The sequence below is a fragment of the Limosilactobacillus panis genome (genome assembly GCF_019797825.1).
Taxonomy (GTDB): domain Bacteria; phylum Bacillota; class Bacilli; order Lactobacillales; family Lactobacillaceae; genus Limosilactobacillus; species Limosilactobacillus panis_A.
In genome coordinates, this window is sequence record NZ_CP081855.1 from 2,014,630 (window position 1) to 2,033,787 (window position 19,158).

A 19,158-nucleotide genomic window follows, 5' to 3' on the forward strand; every position below is an offset into this window, starting at 1 on the left:
ATTTTTTATCACTAATAAATTATCAAGTTTACGGAAAAGATTTCAACAATGGTTAACCTTGTTTCCCCCAGTCCTGCATTCCTTCAATAACGGGACCCAGCTGCTTGCCCCGGCTTGTCAAGGAGTATTCAGTTTTCGGGGGAACCGTTACGTAGACCCGCTTCTTGACAATCCCGTCGGCCGTCAATTCCTTTAGCTGAAGGGCCAGCATTCGCCGTGTGCAATCGGGCAATTTCTCCTGTAATTCACTAAAGCGACAGACCGGCGTGTGTAGGAGAACGTGAATAATGACCGCCTTCCATTTTCCCGCAATTGCTTGAATTGTCTGGTCAATTGGGCAACCCTTGATTGCTTTACTCATTTTCTCACCCCGCTTTTTATCAATTATACCAGGTGAAAAATAATTCCCCTCTTGTATTGTCTCAATAGACTGGTTACTATTAGTAAGTGAAATGAATGAACAAGGAGGAATTAACTATGAAATCAAAATTAAATGAATTATTAGCTAAGCGGCGCAGCATTTACGCCCTGGGTAACCAGGTTAACGCCCAACCTGAAGAGATCTTTGACCTGGTGAAGACCACCGTCCGTAACTCACCAAGTGCCTTCAATAGTCAAACCGTCCGGGCAGTTGTCCTCTTTAATCAGTCATCAAATAAGGTGTGGGACATCGTTGAAGAAGCACTGCAGAAGATCGTTAAGGACCCGGCCGCTTTCCAGAAGACCAAGGAAAAGATTGCCAGCTTCCGCGTCGGTTACGGGACAATCCTCTACCTCACTGACACGGAGACCGTTCACAAGCTAGAAAAGCAGTTCCCATCCTATGCCGCCAACTTTGGCCCGTGGGCAGAACAAGCAATCGGTGGTGCCCAGCAGGCGATCTGGGCCGCACTGGCCGAACAGGGGATTGGCGCAAGCCTCCAGCACTACAACCCGCTGATTGACGACGCCATTCACGAAGCATTCAACCTCCCCGCCAGCTGGCAATTGCGGGCTGAAATGCCGTTTGGCTCAATCGAAGCCCCTGCTGGAAAGAAGGATTACCTAGCAGAAAGCGACGTCTTCAAGCTGATTAAGTAACTACTAGCGAAGAAACCCCTCACGGCCCACAAGCCACGAGGGGTTTTGCATGTTTCATGTGAAACACGACACCACTTATCCGGGAAAGGGGGTAAAATAAAGGGAGAAAGGGGACGGCAAATATGGAAAAGGCAACCGCATTTGATTTTTCACCAACTAACGATTCTTTCTTGGGGATCACATCCCTGGGGCGGTCCGATACACTGCCTGGCCATCATTACGGTCCCGCCGTCCGTCCCTATTACCTGATCCACTATATCCTCGCCGGTACGGGTATCTTCCGGGTAAGCGACGTTGAGTACCACCTTCATGCCGGCCAGGGCTTTTTAATTGAGCCCAATTACCAGACCTACTACGTTGCGGACAAGTACGCCCCCTGGTCCTACGTATGGGTTGGTTTTACCGGTAAGTATGCTGATGAATTGGTCGACCAGTTAGGCCTTTCTGAAGACCTGCCGACCTTTAATAACCAGTACTCCTACGAACTGGTCGACTGCATCAATCACATCATGAAGTTACCACCGGACAAGCCGGAAAATGAGCTGCTCGCCAACAGCTACCTCTTGCGCTTCCTCAGCTTTATCGCCCGGTCGAAGCCCATTAACGCGCCCCACACAATTTTGCAAAAGAACCAGTACGTTGACCAGGCGATTCACTACCTGAGTACCCACATTGCCACGGCATCGACCGACCAGTTGGCCAGGGCCGTCAGCCTGGACCGCAGTTACCTCAGTGGCCTTTTTAAGAAGACGACCGGGCTGACTCCCAGTCAGTATATCCGCAACTTCCGCATCACGAAGGCCCGCCACTTACTGGAGTCCTCCCAACTGACGATTGACGAGATTGCCCAGGCCAGTGGCTACGAGCACGCTAATTCTTTTTCCCGGATCTTCAAACGTACGTATGGCCTCAACCCGCGTGAATACCGCAAGCAGGCTCAGGGAGAACACAAACAAGGTCGCTAGTCCGAAATCGCGGATACTAACGACCTTTTTTTCATTATTTTGCTTCAAAGGTGAATAGGCGGCTGTAAAAGTCAGTTACCTGCTTGGTGGCAGCTGACTGTTCCGACTCCGCATCGGAAACTACAAGGCCAATATTGGCAAGCTCTTGACCATAGTAGCAACCACAATCCTGGCCACTCTCTTCTTTAACCTGGTATTCCTGGTCGGCGAGGAGGCCTGGGATCCGCTGCAGGCGGTACTCAGCGTTAACATCGTTGAGCATCTTGAAGTAGCCCAGTGCGGCATGTCGTTGGTCGGAAGACACCACCAACCAGGCAGTGAAATTCCCCTCAAACGGTGTCTTTAACCGGTAGAAGCGCCCAAACTGGAATAGGCGCCGGTACTTCTTCATGAAGCTAACCTGGGCTTTAATCTGGGTTAACTCATCATCGGTTAACTTCCCCAGGTCGAGTTCGTAACCCAGGTCCCCGAAAAAGGCCACGTCCCCGCGTGTCTTTAATGGCGTTATCCGGTTGACCTGTTCGTTAGGGCATACCGAAACGTGAGCACCCATTGCACTGGTCGGGTAACAATATGAGGTGCCCGTTTGGATTTTCAGCCGCTTGCCTGCGTCAGAGTCATCACTTGTCCAGGTCTGTGGTGCATAGTACAGCATCCCCGCATCGAAGCGACCACCACCAGAAGCACACGATTCAAAGAGGACCTTCGGGAAGGCCTTGGTTAGCCGGTCATAGAGCTTGTAGACTCCCAGGATGTAGCGGTGGAAGATTTCTCCCTGCTGGTCCGGACGGTAGGCGGCGGAGTAGCATTCAGTGATATTCCGGTTCATGTCCCACTTCACGTAGTCAACGTGCCCGTCCTTAATAACCTTAGCAACTAGTCGGTAAATATAATCCACCACTTCTGGCCAGGAAAAATCGAGAACGTATTGCCGGCGGCCCTGGGATGGGTGCAGATCTGGTGTTTGGATGATGTAGTCGGGATGCTTACGGTAGAGGTCACTATTTTTATTGACCATTTCCGGTTCGAACCACAGGCCAAACAGCATCCCCAGCTGGTGAATTTTCTTCGACAGGCCGCTAATTCCGTCAGGCAGGCGGTCACGGTTGACCCACCAGTCGCCCAGGCCGGCCGTTTCCTTTGTCCGTTCCCCAAACCAGCCATCGTCGAGAACAAATAGTTCGATTCCAAGTTGCTGGGCTTGCTTGGCGAGTTTTAGTAGCTTTTCTTCGTTAAAGTCAAAGTAGGTAGCTTCCCAGTTGTTGATTAGAATAGGACGCTCGCGGTCACGCCAGTAACCTCGGGCAAGGCGGGTCTGGTAAAGACGGTGGAAGGCCTGGCTGAGACTATTCAGGCCTTCACTGGTGTAGACCATCACCGCTTCGGGAGTTTGGAACGACTCCCCCGGCTTGAGCTTCCAGGAGAAGTAGAAGGGGTTAATTCCCATTTGGACCCGGGTCACCTTATAAGCGTCCACCTCCGCCTGGGCAAGGAAGTTGCCACTGTATATGAGTGAAAAGCCATATGCTGAACCCTGGAATTCGTCGGTGTGGGGCCGTTTTAAAATCACAAACGGGTTCTGCATGTGACTCGAAGCGCCCCGGGTACTACCCACAGACTGGATACCGGGACGGAGGTGGGCCACTTTCTTTTGCCGTTCCCGACCCCAGGCACCGGAGAACTGGACCCAGTCGTAGTCGTCGTCCGGCAGATCCAGGTTCATACTCATCGCCGTCGTCAGTTGATGGGCTGCTGTCCCCTGGTTAACAAAGCGAACGCTGCGGGCAATCGCATTGTGGTCCGTGAAGATGGTATAGTAGAGGATCATTTCAACGTCGGTAAGGTCGTCACGAAGGGTAACCGTCAGCGTCGTAGCTTCACTATCGTCTTCGGCGTACGTAGCGGGAAGGCCGGGTAAGGCTGGCTTCCCCGCATAGATTTGATGACTGATATAGTGGAAGTTCGTCACCGTGCTACCGTTGGGTTGCTTGAGTTCCACCGCTGGCATCCGGTAGTCACTGGTTCCGTAGGACGGGTACTCCTGCTTGACGTTCCCGAGGGAGAATTTGTAGTCATCGTAGACGTAGCTCATCATCGGTCGGTACCCATTTTCGACCAAATAACCATGGTCAGCCCGGTCCGGAACCCGGGCACCGAAGTAAAGTTGGCCTAACTGACCGTTCCTTAGTAGCTTAATAATGTAACTAATATGGTCATTGTACAGGTGAAATTCCTGGCTCGTTTGGTGGTACTTGATCGGCATTATATCGTGCTCTCTTCACAAATTTAGCTTTATTTTAGCTGGTGAAAGCGCTTTTGCCGTTGATTAATCGTGAGTAAAAGGGAACATTTCGTGGGGTTCAATAATTGACCGCCGCACTAATTGATTGTATACTATTTTATATAAAATAGTATACAATCAAGGGAGAGTGCTTTATATGGCGCAGATTAATATTAAAGTTGATGACCAGTTAAAGGATGACGTAAGTGCCATTTTCAATGAAATGGGGCTCGACATTACCACTGGTATTAAAATTTACCTCAAACGGGTCCAGCGGGATAAGCGGATCCCTTTCGAGATGACTAGCAACCAATTTGACGTCCAAAAACTTGCTCAGCGCTACCAAGCCGGGGACCAAGAAGTCATTGCTAACCTAAACGAGCTCTTCAACGCCCTGAACAGTCAAAGAAAACAATCAACCGGGATTGGCGGCGCAATTTTGAACAATAAGCACCGCGGAGGGACTGGCGTCGGCGGTTCCATCCTCAACAAACGTTAAATAACGAAAAAAAAGCTGGAAAGCATTAAGACACTCCTGGTGTCTAGCTATGAACGAAGGTCGTCACTTTTAGCGCCTATCCTCCGTCTTATGCTAGCCATACAGGTCACCGGGGAGCTTTCCAGCCTCCTTTTTTGGTCAAATTTGCCAGTCGCCCTTTAAATAGTTCAGATTTATGTTAAAATTCAAGAGTTAAAAGGACTCAGCAAAGCAATTGTTCCGTAAAACACGAACATTGTTTTGGCGGGCAGCGTCACGACAGAAGGAGAATTTGATGAATAACGATATTGAACAAGTCTTATACAACCAGGCACAGATTAACCACCGAATGGACGAAATCGCCAGCCAACTAACGGCTAAGTACCAGGACCAATGCCCCTTGATTGTTTCCGTCATGACGGGAGCAGTTGTCTTCACGGTGGAAATGATCAAGCGGCTCAAATTTAAGCTCAACCTGGACTATGTTGATGTCTCTAGCTATGCCGACGGTACCCATGCCGGAAAGGTCAAACTTGTTCAGGACCTGTCATCAAGCATTGAAGGGCGACCCGTCATCATTATGGAAGACATCATCGATACCGGTCATACCTTGAAGTACCTGGCCAACCTGTTAAAGGGGCGGGGAGCAAAGAGTATCGAGATCTGTGCCCTTCTCGATAAGCCCAACCGCCGAGAAGTGAACGTTGAGGCAGACTACGTTGGTTTTAAGGTCCCCAACGAATTCATCGTTGGCTACGGTCTTGATTACAGCGGTCTCTACCGTAACCTCCCCTACATTGGAATCTTGGAACGGTCCGTTTACGAAAATTAAAATTATGCCAAAGTAACCTGTTATCACTTGGTAACGGGTTATTTTTATTTCTTGCAATCTACCATGTTTAAAAAATATAGCGTTAATGATATTTCAAAATATTTTTCCATTCCCAAACAAACAATCCGTTTTTATGAAGATAAAGGCCTAATCCACAGTCATCGTGACTCTCAAAACGGCTATCGCTACTATACCTATGAGGATATCAATCAAATCTTCGACTTAGCTATCTTTCATCCTCTCGGTTCTAACCTGCAGGAACTTAATACTCTTTTAAATAAAGGTGACCCGGATGATTACCAATCAATGCTCTTGCAAAAGAAACATGAACTGCAAGAAAAAATTAATCATCTTCAATCACTAAACATGCAGATTGACAGTATTGTTGGTAAAATTCAGCAGGCCCAAAAGGGAATCAATAAGACATTTAAAATTGAGACCTGCCCTAGACTAATAATTAATAACTTAACTGATTACTCGCCCCACGGAGTCCTGTTCAACTCCCCATACAAAGCGAATAAGGAAGCCTGCTTCTGCTGTAGTTTATCTACGTCAAAGAAAATTATTTCTTACCGGTGGGGGTTCATCACCGATATTCCTGGACAAGATAGCCTTGTAATTAATCCGCAATTGGCAATTAGTGAAATTGTTAATTTGGAGCATGAGGGCGAATTACTATCACGACTAAACCAAAAAGTTAATCAGTACCAAGAAGAGACAAATTATAAACTAGGTAATCAAATTATCGGCAAGTTACTTTTACGATGTCATTTTCATGGTATTCGCCAACGGTTTACCAAAATATGGATACCAATAATAAAAAACGCTCAAGACGGATATAGATTCCATCTTGAGCGTTTTAAGCTGATTGGGCTAGCTGGATTCGAACCAGCGCATGACGGTACCAAAAACCGTTGCCTTACCGCTTGGCTATAGCCCAATAAAGTGACCCGTGCGGGATTTGAACCCACGATACCAGCGTGAAAGGCTGGTGTCTTAACCACTTGACTAACGGGTCATTCGACAGCACAAATCATTTTAATAAATTTTAATTTAAAAAGCAAGAACTTTTTTATAACTTTATCTGTCGATGAATCAAATTACCATACGAGTGCTGGTCCCGCTCAATCACCTTCGCCCGGTTTTCTGCTTTGATCCAGTAGTCCAATTCATGGGCCGCTACCAATGGCCGGTAAGTTTCTGGATAACGTTGGCGATATTCCTGCTGCTTAATAGCTAGTTGCTTTTCATATGCTCGCTGGCAATCTGCCACTGTCTTGGCCCCGGCTAACGCTGCTTGGTAGTCACTCATTGGTATTTCCTCCTCCAATCCTAATTTTCAAATGGTAGGATTAACTATAAAATACTAGTCTTTAACAAATTGGGTTACCGTTGTAAGAATCTCACCCCGTTTGGCCCCTGTCAGCTTATGATCCGTACCTTCCATTAGGTAAAGCTTACTTTCCGGCAAAATTACGTTATACTTTCGCGATGCTTCTGGCGAAACAACTTTATCAGCCAGGCCATGAATAATAAGGGCGGGGCCCGCAAAATGTTGAGCAGTTTCGTAAATTGGTAGTAGCTGGGCCGTCCGGAAATACTGCCCACTAACGTCCTGACCATGTACCGTGACCTTCATTGGAATGTGATTAGGGTCGTACTTAGTCCCCTGGCACTCGCCTACTAAGGCATCATCCTTTAAGGTAGCAGCCGGTGCCAGGAGGACAAGTTTATCAACTACGTCCCGGTAGTAGGCTGCTAACATTGAGGCAACCACCCCACCCTGGGAATGCCCCACTAGGTCGATAACTTTGGCCCCCATCTTTGCCCGCACAAAGTCAATCATCGCCATTCCATCGAGTAATTCGCTTAATACGGTCATGTTAGCAAAGTCGCCGTCACTTTGCCCACAACCAGCAAAATCCATTCGAAGAGTTGCCAGACCCGCCGCATTTAAGGCATGAGCTAAATCATACAAGAGGTTCCCCGCTTCATAGCCACGGTTGCCCTGGAAGCCGTGCATTAAGATTACTACCTGCTCATTTTCTAGACTGGTCGCTCCCTCTAAAACACCGCGAAGCGTAAGTCCTTCCCGCTTGATTTCAATCTTCATTTTCTTTCTCCCCTTCTTTAGTGGTCGCTCTTTGAACTATATCCTATCTTTACATTAATGATAATATAATTATTAATATCAAACCATATATTCACTATTTGAAATATAGAAGCTGAAAAGGCTGGGAGAAAAAAATCTTTTCTCACCAGCCTCGTCTTGTTTTCCAAATGTTTTCTGATATTATTTGGCCTCAATATACCCTTTTGCCTTCAATAATTCGGCTAATTCAATGGCACCGCCAGCAGCACCACGGGCGGTGTTGTGGGACAGGCCGATAAACTTCCAGTCGAAGAGCTTATCCTCACGTAAACGACCAATTGAAATTCCCATACCGTGCTCAAAGTTAACGTCATAGCGGACTTGTGGCCGAAAATCATCATCCAGGTATTGGATGAACTGCTTAGGGGCACTTGGCAACCCTAGCTTTTGCGGTTCACCACTATAATCTTCCAGGGCCTTAATTAGATCTTCCTTACTTGGTTTTTGCTTGAAGTTAACAAAGGCCGCCACGGTGTGCCCGTATAATACTGGCACTCGTAGACATTGACTGGTAATTATTGGTGACTTGGCTGGCACAATGGCCTTCTGCTCATCATCAACGTGACCCCAGATCTTCAGTGGCTCATCTTCAGACTTCTTTTCTTCGCCAGGAATATATGGGATAACGTTTCCTTGAATTTCCGGTGCATCTTCTAAAGTTTTCCCAGCACCAGAAATGGCCTGGTAGGTACATGCCAGTGCCTGAGTCGGTTCAAACTTCATCCAAGCCGCTAGGGCCGGTGTGTAGCTTTGGATTGAACAGTTAGGCTTAACTGCCACAAAGCCATGCTTAACCCCGAGCCGTTCACGCTGGTACTTAATGACTTCGATATGGTCTGGATTAATTTCGGGAACCACCATTGGGACATCTGGCGTCCACCGGTGGGCACTATTGTTAGAAACAACCGGTGTTTCATGCTTAGTATACTCATCTTCCAGATTACGAATGGCGCCCTTATCCATATGAACCGCGGAGAAAACAAAGTCAACCTGGTCAGCTACTTTATCAACGTCTTCAGCATCAAGGATGGTTAAGTCCTTCACGTTTTCCGGAATTGGCGTCGTTCCCATCTTCCAGCGGTCCTTAACGGCTTCACCGTACTTCTTACCAGCACTGTGCTTGCTGGCAGCAACGACCGTCACTACAAACCAGGGGTGGTTAGCAAGCAACGTAACAAAGCGTTGACCAACCATTCCCGTCGCACCAATCACACCGACTTTTAACTTTGCACTCATTCCACATGCCTCCATACTTTTATCATGTTTTTCTAATTATCTTCTAATATACACTTATTATTTGAAAGTTTCCATGATTTAACAGTAAAAAAGGCGGCAAGACTGGCGGTTAGTACCAGGCAGGCTTATCACCGGCGGTGTGCGGCTTGTTGACACCGAGGTCCTGGCGGACGTACTTATCAGGGTGGGCAATTATCTTCTCAACCAGGTTGCCAATTGATTTTCTTGAAACCTCAGTCCCCTTAAAGGATTCGCCCCGCTTGGTCGTTTCGTAATCGACCTCATCCTTATCAGTTAACCAGGCCGGCCGGATAATGGTGTAGTCAAGGTCAGAGGCCGAAACTACATCGGCGGCTTTGCGGTAAGTACCCAGGTAACTGTCCTCTTGGCCGCCACCGAGCATTTCGTTATTCCATTCACCGAACTTACCAGGGACCTCATTATAAATACCGATTGATGAAATCCAAACGAGTTGTTTGACCCCGTTCTGGTCCATTGCCTTAACAATGTTTTGGGCCTGCTGCTCAATCTGCGGGTTGCGCAGGTTAGCATAAACCACATCGGCCTTGGCAACCGCTGCGTTTAGTTCCGCCGGCTTCAGTGTGTCGCCCTTGATTACCGTCTCCCGGGTATCATCAACATTGGTTAAGTTCTGGGGATGGCGGGTAAAGAGCAACAGGTGGTCGTCAGTCTTCTTTAGTAGGTCCGTAATTGCGTGCCCCGCGATCTTACCGGTTGCACCGAGAATCAAAACTTGTTTCGTCATTATTATCGTCCTCCTCTTTCTTAGTTCACTTACTAGTATAGTAGAATTATAGCTTATTAAAAGTAAGCACTTTTGGGTAAGTTAGTTACCTACGGGTAAGATACCGTTGGGTGCTGGGTACTCGCGCAATTCACCTTTTTTGCCCTATAATAGGGAAAAGGAGGCGCGCTCATGAAAATTGTAATTGCTGACTACCCTGAATCGATGATGAAAAGCCACCAGCTGGAAAAGGAGGTCCTGCAGGCGGGCCTTCCCGGCTGCCAAGTCGTGGTCTTCCCCTACCAGGATGACCGCCGGACAGCTTTTCTAGAGGAAATCCACGATGCCGATGCGCTCCTCACCGCCTTTATCAAGGTTGATGAAGAAGTGTTTCAAGCGGCGCCACAGCTTAAGGTGGTTTCTATCAACGCTACTGGCTATGATAATGTTGATCTGACCGCTGCTAAACGGCATGGCGTTGCTGTTTGCCCCGTTGGTGAGTACTGCACTGAAGACGTCGCCGAGTTTACTATTACAACCATGCTTGCCCTCGTTCGCAATCTCAAAGCCTACCTGGGCGACGTTGACCACCAGCACGAGTGGCGCTATGACTACGCCCAGCCTAACTGCCGGCTTAGCAACATGACACTGGGGATTTTCGGCCTCGGTAAAATTGGCCGCGCTGTTGCGAAAAAGGCGGCCGCATTGGGGATGAAAGTCATCGCTAATGACCTCTTCATCAGCAAAGAGAACTATGCTAAAGTTGCCGATCTGGTTAAGCTAACCAGCGTTAACGATCTCCTGGCTCAAGCAGACGTAATTACTAACCACATGAATCTTAATGACAGCAACCGTAACTTCTTTACTGCGGACCGCTTCCAAAAGATGGCCAAGCACCCCTACTTTTTGAATATGGCCCGGGGTGGTGAGGTTAATGAAGATGACTTGGTTCAGGCACTCGATACGAAGCGAATTAGGGGTGCAGCCCTGGATGTTTTGGCAACCGAATTTCCCGACCTCGCACATAATCCGTTAGTCGGGCGGGAAAATGTTCTGGTTACGCCCCACACTGCCTTTTACAGTATTGACTCAACAACTACTTTGCAAAGGATTTCGTGCCAAAATATTGTCAACTACTTAAATGGTCACCCGGAAAAGGTCTTTAAACTCGTGGTTAATCCCCAGGAAGGAGGAGAACAATGACCACTCCTAAGATGTTTAATACCGGTGCTGAATATGCCCTCTCCATCATCGGCGGCAAGTGGAAACCCGTTATTTTGTACCTCCTTGCTGGCCATCCCCGGCGAACGGGCGAACTAGTGAAGCAACTTGGTACATCTTATAAGGTCCTTAGCGACCAACTCCGCGAAATGATGGATGCCGAAATCGTTAGTCGAAAGAGTTTCAACACAATGCCGCCCCACGTCGAATACCGACTGACCGCCGCGGGGGAAAACCTTTACGCTGCACTGCGTTACCTCAACTACTGGGGTGAGCAGCAGGCAGTAACGGACCCTAACGTTAAAATAATGTGTACCGAAAAAATGAAAGAGCTTGATGACGACGGGCTCTGCGTCATCACCAAGCAGCACCTCCACCACTGGAAGCAAGAAATTGTTAAGCAGAAATAATGTTTCATGTGAAACTTATCTAATCAGATTTTCTAAAAATCGCTAACCATTCAAAGAAAAAGTAAAAGAGCTGCTCAACTACCCAACTAATAACGGGTACTGAGAAGCTCTTCTTTTTGTAGTTGGTAACTTACCTTTCTGGTCGGACGCCAAAGATCAAGGAAACAATCAATACCAGGATCACTGCACCGATGATTGACGGGACAACTGCCATCCCGGCCACCTGAGGTCCCCAGCTACCAAGGATTGCTTCCCCTAGTGCTGATCCAACCAGTCCGGCAATAATGTTACTGATGACTCCCATGGATCCACCACGTCTAGTGACTGCGCCGGCAATCAGTCCAATTACGCCACCAACGATTAATACCCATAACCAATGCATTGCGTTCCCTCCTTATTATTCCTTTTCCTTTAACTCATCCTTAGCATCTTGTATCTTATCTTTGGCCTTGCCAAAATTTTTCTGGACCTTGCCTTCCGCTTGTTCACATTTGTCATTGGTCAATTTCCCCTTGACTTCTTTGAACTTGCCAGCAAGCTGGTCCTTCAATCCGTGTTTATCGCTAACCATCGCAATCAACCTTTCTATGTTGTCCATTTGTGTGACACGACAATTCGGGCCTTTCTCCCGGTGACTAGTGACATTTGCTGATTATAGTTTATCAAGGCCCCCTATACGGTACAATCTTTTGACAATGACCTTACGCTTTAGTTAACCTTCTTGGCGAATCTTAAGATTTTAGCCAGCACCAAAAAAGCGCGAGCGCCCGGGTTTGCTCGTACGCTCGCGCTAGGTTCTTACTACTTATCCTCAAGGAATTGATCAGCACACGCTAATGCTTTACCGCCGTATACCGTCGATGGACCGCCACCCATCATGATGGCAACATTGATGGTTTCGACAATTTCATCCCGCGTGGCACCTAGTTTAATGGCGCCCTTGACATGTTGAACAATGCAGCCCTCGCAGCGAATTGCAATCGCCAATGCTTCTAAGACCTTTGTCTTGCCATCTAAGGCCCCGGCCTTGATTGCCTCATCGTGGACGTTTAAGAAGGCCTTTCCCGTTGCTCCTGTGCTGGAAAAGAGGTTCTTATTGTTTGCCATTACTTCGGCTAACTCTTGCTTGTAATCAGTCATCTTCAGCCATCCTTTCATGATCAGCATCTAAATATCTGTTTAAATGATACTATATTGAAAACGTTTTCTCAACAAGTGTCAAAAAAGGTCACGCCCAATTGCATAACCTTTTTAAATGCCAAATCTATTGTAGTGAGTCCCAAGCCGTTAGTTCGACCGGTTCACTTGCTGCCAGCTTCTGCAGGTCGGCTGGTAGGTACTTTTTATCAATTACTGCTTCGTAGGTGTATTCCTCAAACCAGTCCTGGGTCATCACAAAGTAACCATTGTCCCCGTTATCTTTGCCCCAGCTGTTTTCAATCTTCCACCGGGTCGGCTGACCATTTTCCAGGTCGAAGCCGGTCAGGGTCATGGCGTGGGACACCATTGCCTGCCGGGATTCCAGCCGGTCTTTTTTGTCCATTGTAAAGTCCACATCCAAAAGCTCGGCGCGGTGGAAAAGCTTGGCGTCCATCAGGCCCCGCTTCCGGTCCATTTGTTGGAGAACGTCGTTACCGACCCAGACGGTTTCCCCGGCCTTCAACTGCTTGATTGCGGCGGCTTGGAGGTCCTTAAACGGTACGTTCATAAACTTGATTGGCACCCCACCAACCACGCTATCCTGGGTTGGCATTGAGTAGACCTTGCCGTACTCGTGGTCCGGTGCGTTAGTGACCACCACGTAGTCGTTGAAGTTGGTGTCAAAGTACTGGTGGTAAAAGTCTAGTGGTGTTAAGCCCAGGACCTGGTGGAACTTCTTGTCGTCGTCTTTAAATTCCAGGTCAAATTTAACCGGTGGTTCACCAAAGGAGTAGGCCGCCACCTTATAAACGTCGGCCATCATCTCTTCCTTAGCTGCCGCTAGATCCGCCTCCTTAGCACCGTCGTCAACCAACTGGCGGAGTTTCAAGGCGTCCTTGCGCATCAGGTAGTTCATTACCTCGGCCACGTCGGTAGTGTCCTTGGTATTGTGAGTGTCGGGCATGACGTATTCCGGGACGACCCCATACTTTTCAACAATAGCGGCGGCGTTGGCCCACTGACCACCGTCATTCAGGGCAAAACTAAGGTAGAAGTCGACCAGGCGGTCATGGAGGGGCCGGTCAGCTGTCTCAATAATCTTTTGGAAAAACATGTTGGCCCGTTCAATCCGGTCCCAGAAGAAAAGGTAGTTTTGGGAAAGCTCGAAGTCCTTAAAATTGTACTTCTTCGCAAACTTGTGCCGGAGGGTATTCAGGGTCGCAAATGACCAGCAACGGCCACTATGCCGCTGGTTGCTGGGTTTCCCCGTCTTGATTTCGTAGGAAAAGGCCCGGTGAAGGCGTTGGCTGGCGATTGGATCCTCACTAGCGTTTTTAATCCCGTTCTTTTGCACCGCCCGGGAAATGACTGCTGCATCCTTGCGGGCGTGGAAATTTTTCTGGTATTTTTCAACCATTGCTGTTGTTAACTGGCTTTCTTTTGCCACAATAATCCCTTCTTAATTAAAACATTTACTACTATCATAGCGCATTTATGGTGGGGCAACATCAATATTAATCTATTCGCCGTAATGGTAATCGCCAGTCCGGTTTTCCAGTCCCTGGTAGCGGTCATCAGTCCGGAGGGGGAGGGGCCGAATTACCTTTGCCGGGTTACCGGCGGCGATGACGTTGGCGGGGATGTCATCGACTACCACGCTCCCGGCACCGATGATGCTGTTATCACCAATCGTAACCCCGCCGACCACGTTTACACTAGCGCCAAACCAGACGTTATTACCTACCGTGATGGGGCGCGATTCAACGTAGCCCGCTCGACGACCGACCGCGTCTTCAACGTGGTTAGAGGTGTAAAAGCCGCACTTAGGGCCAATCTTGACCTCATCGCCAAACTTAATCGGCGCGCAGTCCATGAAAAAGCAGTCGTAGTTAGCAAAGAAGTTGCGGCCCAAAAAGATGTTACGGCCAAACTCAACATGAAAGTTGGGCAGGCGTCACAGCAAAGAGTGTCTTCAACATCGCTAAGTCGGCCTTCCCCGTCCGGTAATATTCAAAGTTGTACTGCCGGCACAAGTCGAGGGCCCAGTTGCGGACCGCCGTGATTTCTGGGGCAACGTCGTCGTAAGGTTCACCAGCGTTGACCGTTGCCAGGACTTTCTTGATTAGTTGTTCATCCATCGTAAATTCTCCTTTCTGCCCATTATATCATTGTGGGTCCTCCACTAAGTGTTTCTCCTTTGCTAGCTTATCTTTAGTAAGGTAAAATGATAGTGAATAACTTGACTAGGGAGGAATTCTCATGAGTAAAGTATTTATTGCGGGCGGCTCCGGCAGGGTCGCAACCGACTTAATCAAGGACCTGGTGGCTGCTGGAAACGACGTTGTTGCGGGCGCCCGTCACCTCAAAAAAATCATCAAACTAGCTGGGGTTACGCCAGTCTCCCTGGACCTTCATGGCGATGTCGCTAAGATTGCCACTTTAATGGCCGGCAGTAACGCGGTCTACTTTGTTGCCGGGTCCCGGGGCAAAGACCTTTTACAAACCGATGCCATGGGGGCGGTCAAAACAATGCAAGCAGCACAGCGGGCCGGTATTAAGCGCTACATTATGCTAAGCTCCATGTACGCCCTTAGACCCGAAAAGTGGGCCGACTACCCGGCGCTGGCTTCGATTACCGACTACAACATTGCCAAGTTCTTCGCCGATAACTACCTGATCAGCAACACTGACCTGGACTACACAATTATCCAGCCGGCTTCATTGACCGAAGAAGCGGCCACTGGTAAGGTCCGCTTCGGGGAAGGCAACGACACCACGAACCCGATTCCGGATGTTGCTCACGTCTTGGCCAGCGTGCTGACGGCTGATAACACCGTCGGTAAGGTCATCATGATGCGCAGTGGTGATACGCCAATTGCGGACGCGGTAGCAGCAGTGAAATAGTGGATTAGTATGCTAGTCCTTTCTGACACGTAGTTAGGCTTTAAAACGATAAAGGACCGCCATACTCAGAAAACTCGAGCAATGGCGGTCCTTTGCTGTTTCATGTGAAACACATCAATTGATTTGCTCACTCAGTGACATCATCTCTAGCAGGCTCTGAGCCGTGCTAGCGCCCTCATTGCCCATTTTCAGGCCTGCCCGTTGCATTGCCTGCTCAATGTTATCGGTCGTCAGAATGCCAAAGGTTACTGGGACCTTCCCCTGGAGGTTCAGTTCCATGATTCCCCGAGCCATGTTCTGACAAATCAAGTCGTAGTGGTCGGTCTCTCCTTTAATTACCGCTCCAAGGGTCATGATACCGTCAAATTCACCCTTATCCAGGAGTTTCTTAACCGCAAAGGGAATCTCAAAGGCGCCCGGAACGTGAAAAACGGCCACCTGGTCATCTTTTAGGCCAAACTTGGCGAGCGTGGCTACGGCCCCCGTAACCAGCTTACTCGTGACGGCACCGTTGAAGTCGGCAACCACGATTCCTACGTGTGCATTATTGTAGTTAAACTTTCCCGTAAATTCTTCCATGATCATGCCTCCAAATCTAATAGGTGGTGGAACTTGTCCTTCTTCGTTGCGAGGTAGCGCCGGTCATACTTGTTTGCCTGAATTTCTAAGGGCAGGCGGTCATGGATCGTAATCCCTGCTTCCTCTAGCTGGTCAATCTTATCTGGATTATTGGTCAATAGGTCAATTTTGGTGACCCCTAGCTGCTGAAGGATCTGCGCGGCTAGTTTATATTTGCGCTCATCCGGCTTGAAGCCAAGCTCTTCATTTGCCTCAACCGTGTCGTAACCCTCTTCTTGCAAGTGGTACGCCCGCAGTTTATTCTCAAGGCCGATTCCCCGCCCCTCTTGGCGAAGGTAAAGGACGACCCCGCGGCCAACCGCGTTAATCCGCCGCATGGCCTCGTGAAGCTGGGGTCCACAGTCACAACGCAAAGAGCCGAAGACATCTCCCGTGAAGCACTCGGAATGCAGGCGGACCAGCACTGGTTCGTCCCCAGAAATATTGCCCTTAATAAGGGCCAGATTATCCCCGGCAAAGTGACGGAGGCGGAAATCACCATACTCACTCGGCAGGTGGACCTCCTTCGTAGGTTGGCTAACCCGACTGCGCCGGTATTCCTGGAGGTCCTTGATGGTAATGATTGGCAGGCTGAATTCAGCCGCCTTCTCGTGGAGTTCCTTAGACCGTGCCATCTCCCCGTTAGCCTTTAAAATTTCACAAATATAAGCAACGGGCTCCTCACCGGCTAACCTGGCCAGGTCAACGGCCGCCTCCGTATGGCCGTCTCTTTCCAGCACCCCGTCTTCCCTGGCAACCAGCGGAAAGATGTGGCCGGGCTTATAGAAATCTGCGTTGGTGGCCTGCGGGTCGGCCAGGTGGGTAATCGTCCGCCAGCGGTCAAAGGCGGAGATCCCGGTAGTCGTCGACTTGTGGTCCACACTAATGGTGAAGGCCGTGCCAAATGGGTCGGTGTTGTCCGCCGTCATCTGGGGCAGGGCCAGCCGTTTAGCAACCGCTGGCGCCATGGGGACGCACATCAGCCCCCGGGCATACTTGGTAATGAAGTTGACCTTCTCCGGGGTGGCCTTGCTTGCTAGCCCAATCATGTCCCCTTCAGCTTCCCGGTCTAAGTCATCCATGACAATTACCAATCCACCCTTCTTGAGGTGGTCAATTGCGGCTTGAATCTTTTTAACGTCCATCATTGTGCCCCTTTCTGCAAATTTGCGGCAACGTACTTTCCTAAAATATCGGTTTCTAAATTGACTCGGCTGCCCACCTGGAGGTCATCCAGGTTGGTCACCGTTTGGGTGTGGGGAATCAGGCCGACGGAGAACCAGTCCGCACCAGTGTTCATGACAGTCAGGCTCACCCCGTTGATGGCAACACTTCCCTGGGGAACCACCTGGTTAGCCAGGCGGACCGGCAGGGCAAAGCGGACCTCAATGGCGTTCTCGTTGGGCGCCATTGCTTGGACCACCGTCACCTCATCGACGTGGCCCGTCACAATGTGCCCTTCCAGACGGTCACCGACCTGCAGAGACCGTTCGAGGTTGACCAGGTCGCCGGGCTGGAGGTCCTTAAACGTTGTCTTCTCAAAGGTCTGGGGCATGAGGGTGACGTGAAAACCTGTTCCCGTTTGTCCGACCACGGTTAGGCAGGTCCCGTTAATGGCGACCGAATCCCCAATTACCAACTCTTCTAATAGTACCGGGCTGGTCGGGGCGATTGTCAGTTCAATCGTTTCACCCTTCTTTTCCAGTTTTTGGACCTTCCCGGTTCCCTGAACTAAGCCACTAAACATTGTTTTGCTTCCTTTCTGTAACCCTAACGTTATCCCCTAACAGCTCTACTTGCCGGTCTGCAAACCGCCACGGGACCGGCGGAGTAAAGGCAGCGACCCCGTTTTGTCCCAACATTTGGGGGTCAATGTAGGTAACCACCTCTTCAACCAAATTAGCCACGGCAAACGCCCGGTGAATGGTCGGGCCCCCTTCGACGTACAACGATTGGAGACCTTCCTTGGCAACTGTCGCAACGACCTCTTTTACTCCACCAGTCGGCAGGCAGAATACTCGGGCGGTGGTCTCGCCGAGCTGGTCAGCGAGGGTCGGGCTGGCCGTAAATACCCAGGTCGGTGCCAGGCCATCATGGAGGAGCCTCAACTGGGGATGGTCGGCTAACCGCCCCCGCCGGTCGAGGACAATCCGTACGGGCATGAAGGCCGGCTGTGGTTGGGGAACCAATGTCGGATCATCAACAATCGCCGTGGTACTGCCAATAACAATTCCCTGAAAGTTGGCCCGTTCCCGGTGGACCCGATCATAGACCGCCCGGTTAGTGATCACCGTCCGCTGACCTGGGCCCGCACTGACGCGGTGGTCGAGGCTGATAGCCTGTTTAAGTGTGATCCAGGGACGGCCGTGGCGGAAAAAGAAATTGTAGTGGGGGTTCACCCGGGCGGCGGCCTGATCACTGACGCCGGTCACGACCGTAATACCGTGTTGACGTAAGCGGGCGATCCCCTTTTCCGTCACTAGGGAGTGGGGGTCGGTCTCGGCAATTACCACCCGCTTGATCCCCCGGTCGCTGATCAACTGGGTGCAGGGGGGCTGTTTGCCGTAGTGGTTACAGGGCTCCAGAGTTACGTAAAGGGTGGCCCCCAGCGTCTGTGCCGGCGTGAGTTTGGTTAAGGCGTCCCGTTCCGCATGGGGCCCACCAAAGCGCTGGGTATGCCCGGTCGCGAGAATTTCACCATCTTTGACCACCACAGCACCCACCTGGGGGTTCTGCCAGGTCCCCGTCGCCTGCCTAGCCTGGTCAATGGCAATTTTCATAAAGTATTGATCGTTGATTTCCATCACCCTCCAACAAAAAAGCGTCCCAGGATTTCTCTTGGGGCGCTAAACTTTCACTTTTGACGGCACTGCGGGTAAAAATAAAACCCGGATAACAAAGGTGTCATCCGGGGTCATTTTAAACTGCTAGTGTAATACAGCGTTTTTCTTCTCCCATCCAGACTATACTGTCGGTACCAGACTTGCACTGGTTCAACCACTGGTCACTGTCGACTAGCGGGTCACGGACTTCAAGTTGCCTTGTCACCGTCGGTTGGGAATTTCACCCGGCCCCGAAGAAAACTAACTTTCAATT

23 protein-coding genes, 2 tRNA genes, 1 pseudogene and 1 riboswitch are annotated in these 19,158 nt (G+C 49.7%); of the genes and pseudogenes, 8 read left to right on the top strand and 18 right to left on the bottom strand.

The genetic code is table 11. The annotated features are described in order from the left end of the window. Positions 1-52 precede the first annotated feature (52 nt). Positions 53-361 (bottom strand): winged helix-turn-helix transcriptional regulator, encoded by a 309-nt coding sequence (locus tag KZE55_RS09585; protein WP_222258285.1) that lies wholly within the window; start codon positions 359-361, stop codon positions 53-55. A 116-nt stretch (positions 362-477) separates the two neighbouring features. Between KZE55_RS09585 and KZE55_RS09590 the strand changes: the two genes are divergently transcribed. After that, positions 478-1,080, top strand: a complete 603-nt coding sequence (locus KZE55_RS09590) for a nitroreductase family protein (RefSeq protein WP_222258286.1) — start codon at positions 478-480, stop codon at positions 1,078-1,080. Positions 1,081-1,202: 122 nt separating this feature from the next. Then, positions 1,203-2,045: an AraC family transcriptional regulator gene (locus tag KZE55_RS09595; RefSeq protein ID WP_222258287.1), complete on the top strand. Its 843-nt coding sequence runs from the start codon at positions 1,203-1,205 to the stop codon at positions 2,043-2,045. Positions 2,046-2,079: 34 nt separating this feature from the next. On the opposite strand, the gene KZE55_RS09600 is transcribed toward KZE55_RS09595, so the two are convergent. After that, the gene (locus KZE55_RS09600) at positions 2,080-4,308 is read right to left on the bottom strand and encodes an alpha-galactosidase (protein WP_222258288.1); all 2,229 of its coding nucleotides are present in this window, start codon (positions 4,306-4,308) and stop codon (positions 2,080-2,082) included. 175 nt (positions 4,309-4,483) lie between these two features. Here KZE55_RS09600 and KZE55_RS09605 point away from each other — a divergent pair, with 175 nt between their 5' ends. The 3 genes and pseudogenes from KZE55_RS09605 to KZE55_RS10515 all read left to right on the top strand — a co-directional run. Beyond that, the gene (locus KZE55_RS09605) at positions 4,484-4,825 is read left to right on the top strand and encodes a type II toxin-antitoxin system RelB/DinJ family antitoxin (protein ID WP_222258289.1); all 342 of its coding nucleotides are present in this window, start codon (positions 4,484-4,486) and stop codon (positions 4,823-4,825) included. Positions 4,826-5,099: 274 nt separating this feature from the next. Beyond that, positions 5,100-5,636, top strand: a complete 537-nt coding sequence (hpt, locus tag KZE55_RS09610; protein ID WP_222258290.1) for a hypoxanthine phosphoribosyltransferase — start codon at positions 5,100-5,102, stop codon at positions 5,634-5,636. Between the two features lie 63 nt (positions 5,637-5,699). After that, positions 5,700-5,900 (top strand): annotated as a pseudogene (locus KZE55_RS10515) (MerR family transcriptional regulator); the annotation flags it as partial. A gap of 604 nt (positions 5,901-6,504) precedes the next feature. On the opposite strand, the gene KZE55_RS09620 reads toward KZE55_RS10515, so the two are convergent. The 6 genes from KZE55_RS09620 to KZE55_RS09645 all read right to left on the bottom strand — a co-directional run bounded on the left by KZE55_RS09620 (position 6,505) and on the right by KZE55_RS09645 (position 9,790). After that, positions 6,505-6,576: transfer RNA gene (locus KZE55_RS09620), tRNA-Gln, on the bottom strand. A gap of 6 nt (positions 6,577-6,582) precedes the next feature. Then, a tRNA-Glu gene (locus tag KZE55_RS09625) sits at positions 6,583-6,654 on the bottom strand. A 54-nt stretch (positions 6,655-6,708) separates the two neighbouring features. Then, a complete protein-coding gene (locus KZE55_RS09630; RefSeq protein WP_222258291.1) occupies positions 6,709-6,948 on the bottom strand; it encodes a hypothetical protein in 240 nt (79 codons plus the stop codon). A gap of 54 nt (positions 6,949-7,002) precedes the next feature. Continuing rightward, on the bottom strand, positions 7,003-7,749 hold the full coding sequence (locus KZE55_RS09635; protein WP_222258292.1) for an alpha/beta hydrolase: 747 nt from the start codon (positions 7,747-7,749) through the stop codon (positions 7,003-7,005). Between the two features lie 180 nt (positions 7,750-7,929). Beyond that, positions 7,930-9,024: an aspartate-semialdehyde dehydrogenase gene (gene asd, locus KZE55_RS09640; RefSeq protein ID WP_222258293.1), complete on the bottom strand. Its 1,095-nt coding sequence runs from the start codon at positions 9,022-9,024 to the stop codon at positions 7,930-7,932. Positions 9,025-9,133: 109 nt separating this feature from the next. After that, positions 9,134-9,790, bottom strand: a complete 657-nt coding sequence (locus KZE55_RS09645) for an SDR family oxidoreductase (RefSeq protein ID WP_222258294.1) — start codon at positions 9,788-9,790, stop codon at positions 9,134-9,136. Positions 9,791-9,961: 171 nt separating this feature from the next. Between KZE55_RS09645 and KZE55_RS09650 the strand changes: the two genes are divergently transcribed. Then, entirely contained in the window at positions 9,962-10,972 is a 1,011-nt protein-coding gene (locus KZE55_RS09650) for an NAD(P)-dependent oxidoreductase (protein ID WP_222258295.1), read from the top strand. Then, a complete protein-coding gene (locus KZE55_RS09655; RefSeq protein ID WP_222258296.1) occupies positions 10,969-11,400 on the top strand; it encodes a winged helix-turn-helix transcriptional regulator in 432 nt (143 codons plus the stop codon). Before KZE55_RS09650 ends, KZE55_RS09655 begins: the two co-directional genes overlap by 4 nt. A 130-nt stretch (positions 11,401-11,530) precedes the next feature. On the opposite strand, the gene KZE55_RS09660 is transcribed toward KZE55_RS09655, so the two are convergent. The 6 genes from KZE55_RS09660 to KZE55_RS10525 all read right to left on the bottom strand — a co-directional run bounded on the left by KZE55_RS09660 (position 11,531) and on the right by KZE55_RS10525 (position 14,678). Further along, positions 11,531-11,782 carry a GlsB/YeaQ/YmgE family stress response membrane protein gene (locus KZE55_RS09660; protein ID WP_222258297.1) on the bottom strand — a complete coding sequence of 84 codons (252 nt, stop codon included), beginning with the start codon at positions 11,780-11,782 and terminating at the stop codon, positions 11,531-11,533. 15 nt (positions 11,783-11,797) lie between these two features. After that, on the bottom strand, positions 11,798-11,998 hold the full coding sequence (locus KZE55_RS09665; protein ID WP_396442462.1) for a CsbD family protein: 201 nt from the start codon (positions 11,996-11,998) through the stop codon (positions 11,798-11,800). Between the two features lie 203 nt (positions 11,999-12,201). Next, positions 12,202-12,540: a carboxymuconolactone decarboxylase family protein gene (locus KZE55_RS09670; RefSeq protein ID WP_222258298.1), complete on the bottom strand. Its 339-nt coding sequence runs from the start codon at positions 12,538-12,540 to the stop codon at positions 12,202-12,204. 124 nt (positions 12,541-12,664) lie between these two features. After that, positions 12,665-13,957 (bottom strand): aminopeptidase C, encoded by a 1,293-nt coding sequence (locus KZE55_RS09675; protein WP_396442476.1) that lies wholly within the window; start codon positions 13,955-13,957, stop codon positions 12,665-12,667. 102 nt (positions 13,958-14,059) lie between these two features. Further along, the gene (locus KZE55_RS10520; protein WP_222258300.1) at positions 14,060-14,413 is read right to left on the bottom strand and encodes a DapH/DapD/GlmU-related protein; all 354 of its coding nucleotides are present in this window, start codon (positions 14,411-14,413) and stop codon (positions 14,060-14,062) included. A 58-nt stretch (positions 14,414-14,471) separates the two neighbouring features. Then, on the bottom strand, positions 14,472-14,678 hold the full coding sequence (locus KZE55_RS10525; RefSeq protein WP_222258301.1) for a maltose acetyltransferase domain-containing protein: 207 nt from the start codon (positions 14,676-14,678) through the stop codon (positions 14,472-14,474). A 121-nt stretch (positions 14,679-14,799) separates the two neighbouring features. Between KZE55_RS10525 and KZE55_RS09690 the strand changes: the two genes are divergently transcribed. Beyond that, complete coding sequence (locus KZE55_RS09690; RefSeq protein ID WP_222258302.1) at positions 14,800-15,444, top strand: NAD(P)H-binding protein; 645 nt, start codon at positions 14,800-14,802, stop codon at positions 15,442-15,444. Between the two features lie 114 nt (positions 15,445-15,558). Here KZE55_RS09690 and ribH read toward each other — a convergent pair whose 3' ends face one another. The 4 genes from ribH to ribD are packed head-to-tail and all read right to left on the bottom strand — an operon-like array spanning position 15,559 to position 18,860. Beyond that, a complete protein-coding gene (gene ribH / locus KZE55_RS09695; protein WP_222258303.1) occupies positions 15,559-16,023 on the bottom strand; it encodes a 6,7-dimethyl-8-ribityllumazine synthase in 465 nt (154 codons plus the stop codon). Between the two features lie 2 nt (positions 16,024-16,025). Continuing rightward, complete coding sequence (ribA, locus tag KZE55_RS09700) at positions 16,026-17,207, bottom strand: GTP cyclohydrolase II (protein ID WP_222260008.1); 1,182 nt, start codon at positions 17,205-17,207, stop codon at positions 16,026-16,028. Next, the gene (locus KZE55_RS09705) at positions 17,207-17,809 is read right to left on the bottom strand and encodes a riboflavin synthase (protein ID WP_222258304.1); all 603 of its coding nucleotides are present in this window, start codon (positions 17,807-17,809) and stop codon (positions 17,207-17,209) included. The genes ribA and KZE55_RS09705 overlap by 1 nt, the downstream gene beginning before the upstream one ends. After that, the gene (gene ribD, locus KZE55_RS09710) at positions 17,802-18,860 is read right to left on the bottom strand and encodes a bifunctional diaminohydroxyphosphoribosylaminopyrimidine deaminase/5-amino-6-(5-phosphoribosylamino)uracil reductase RibD (protein ID WP_222260010.1); all 1,059 of its coding nucleotides are present in this window, start codon (positions 18,858-18,860) and stop codon (positions 17,802-17,804) included. Before ribD ends, KZE55_RS09705 begins: the two co-directional genes overlap by 8 nt. Before the next feature lie 144 nt (positions 18,861-19,004). Continuing rightward, a riboswitch (FMN riboswitch) is annotated at positions 19,005-19,147 on the bottom strand. Between the last annotated feature and the right edge of the window lie 11 nt (positions 19,148-19,158).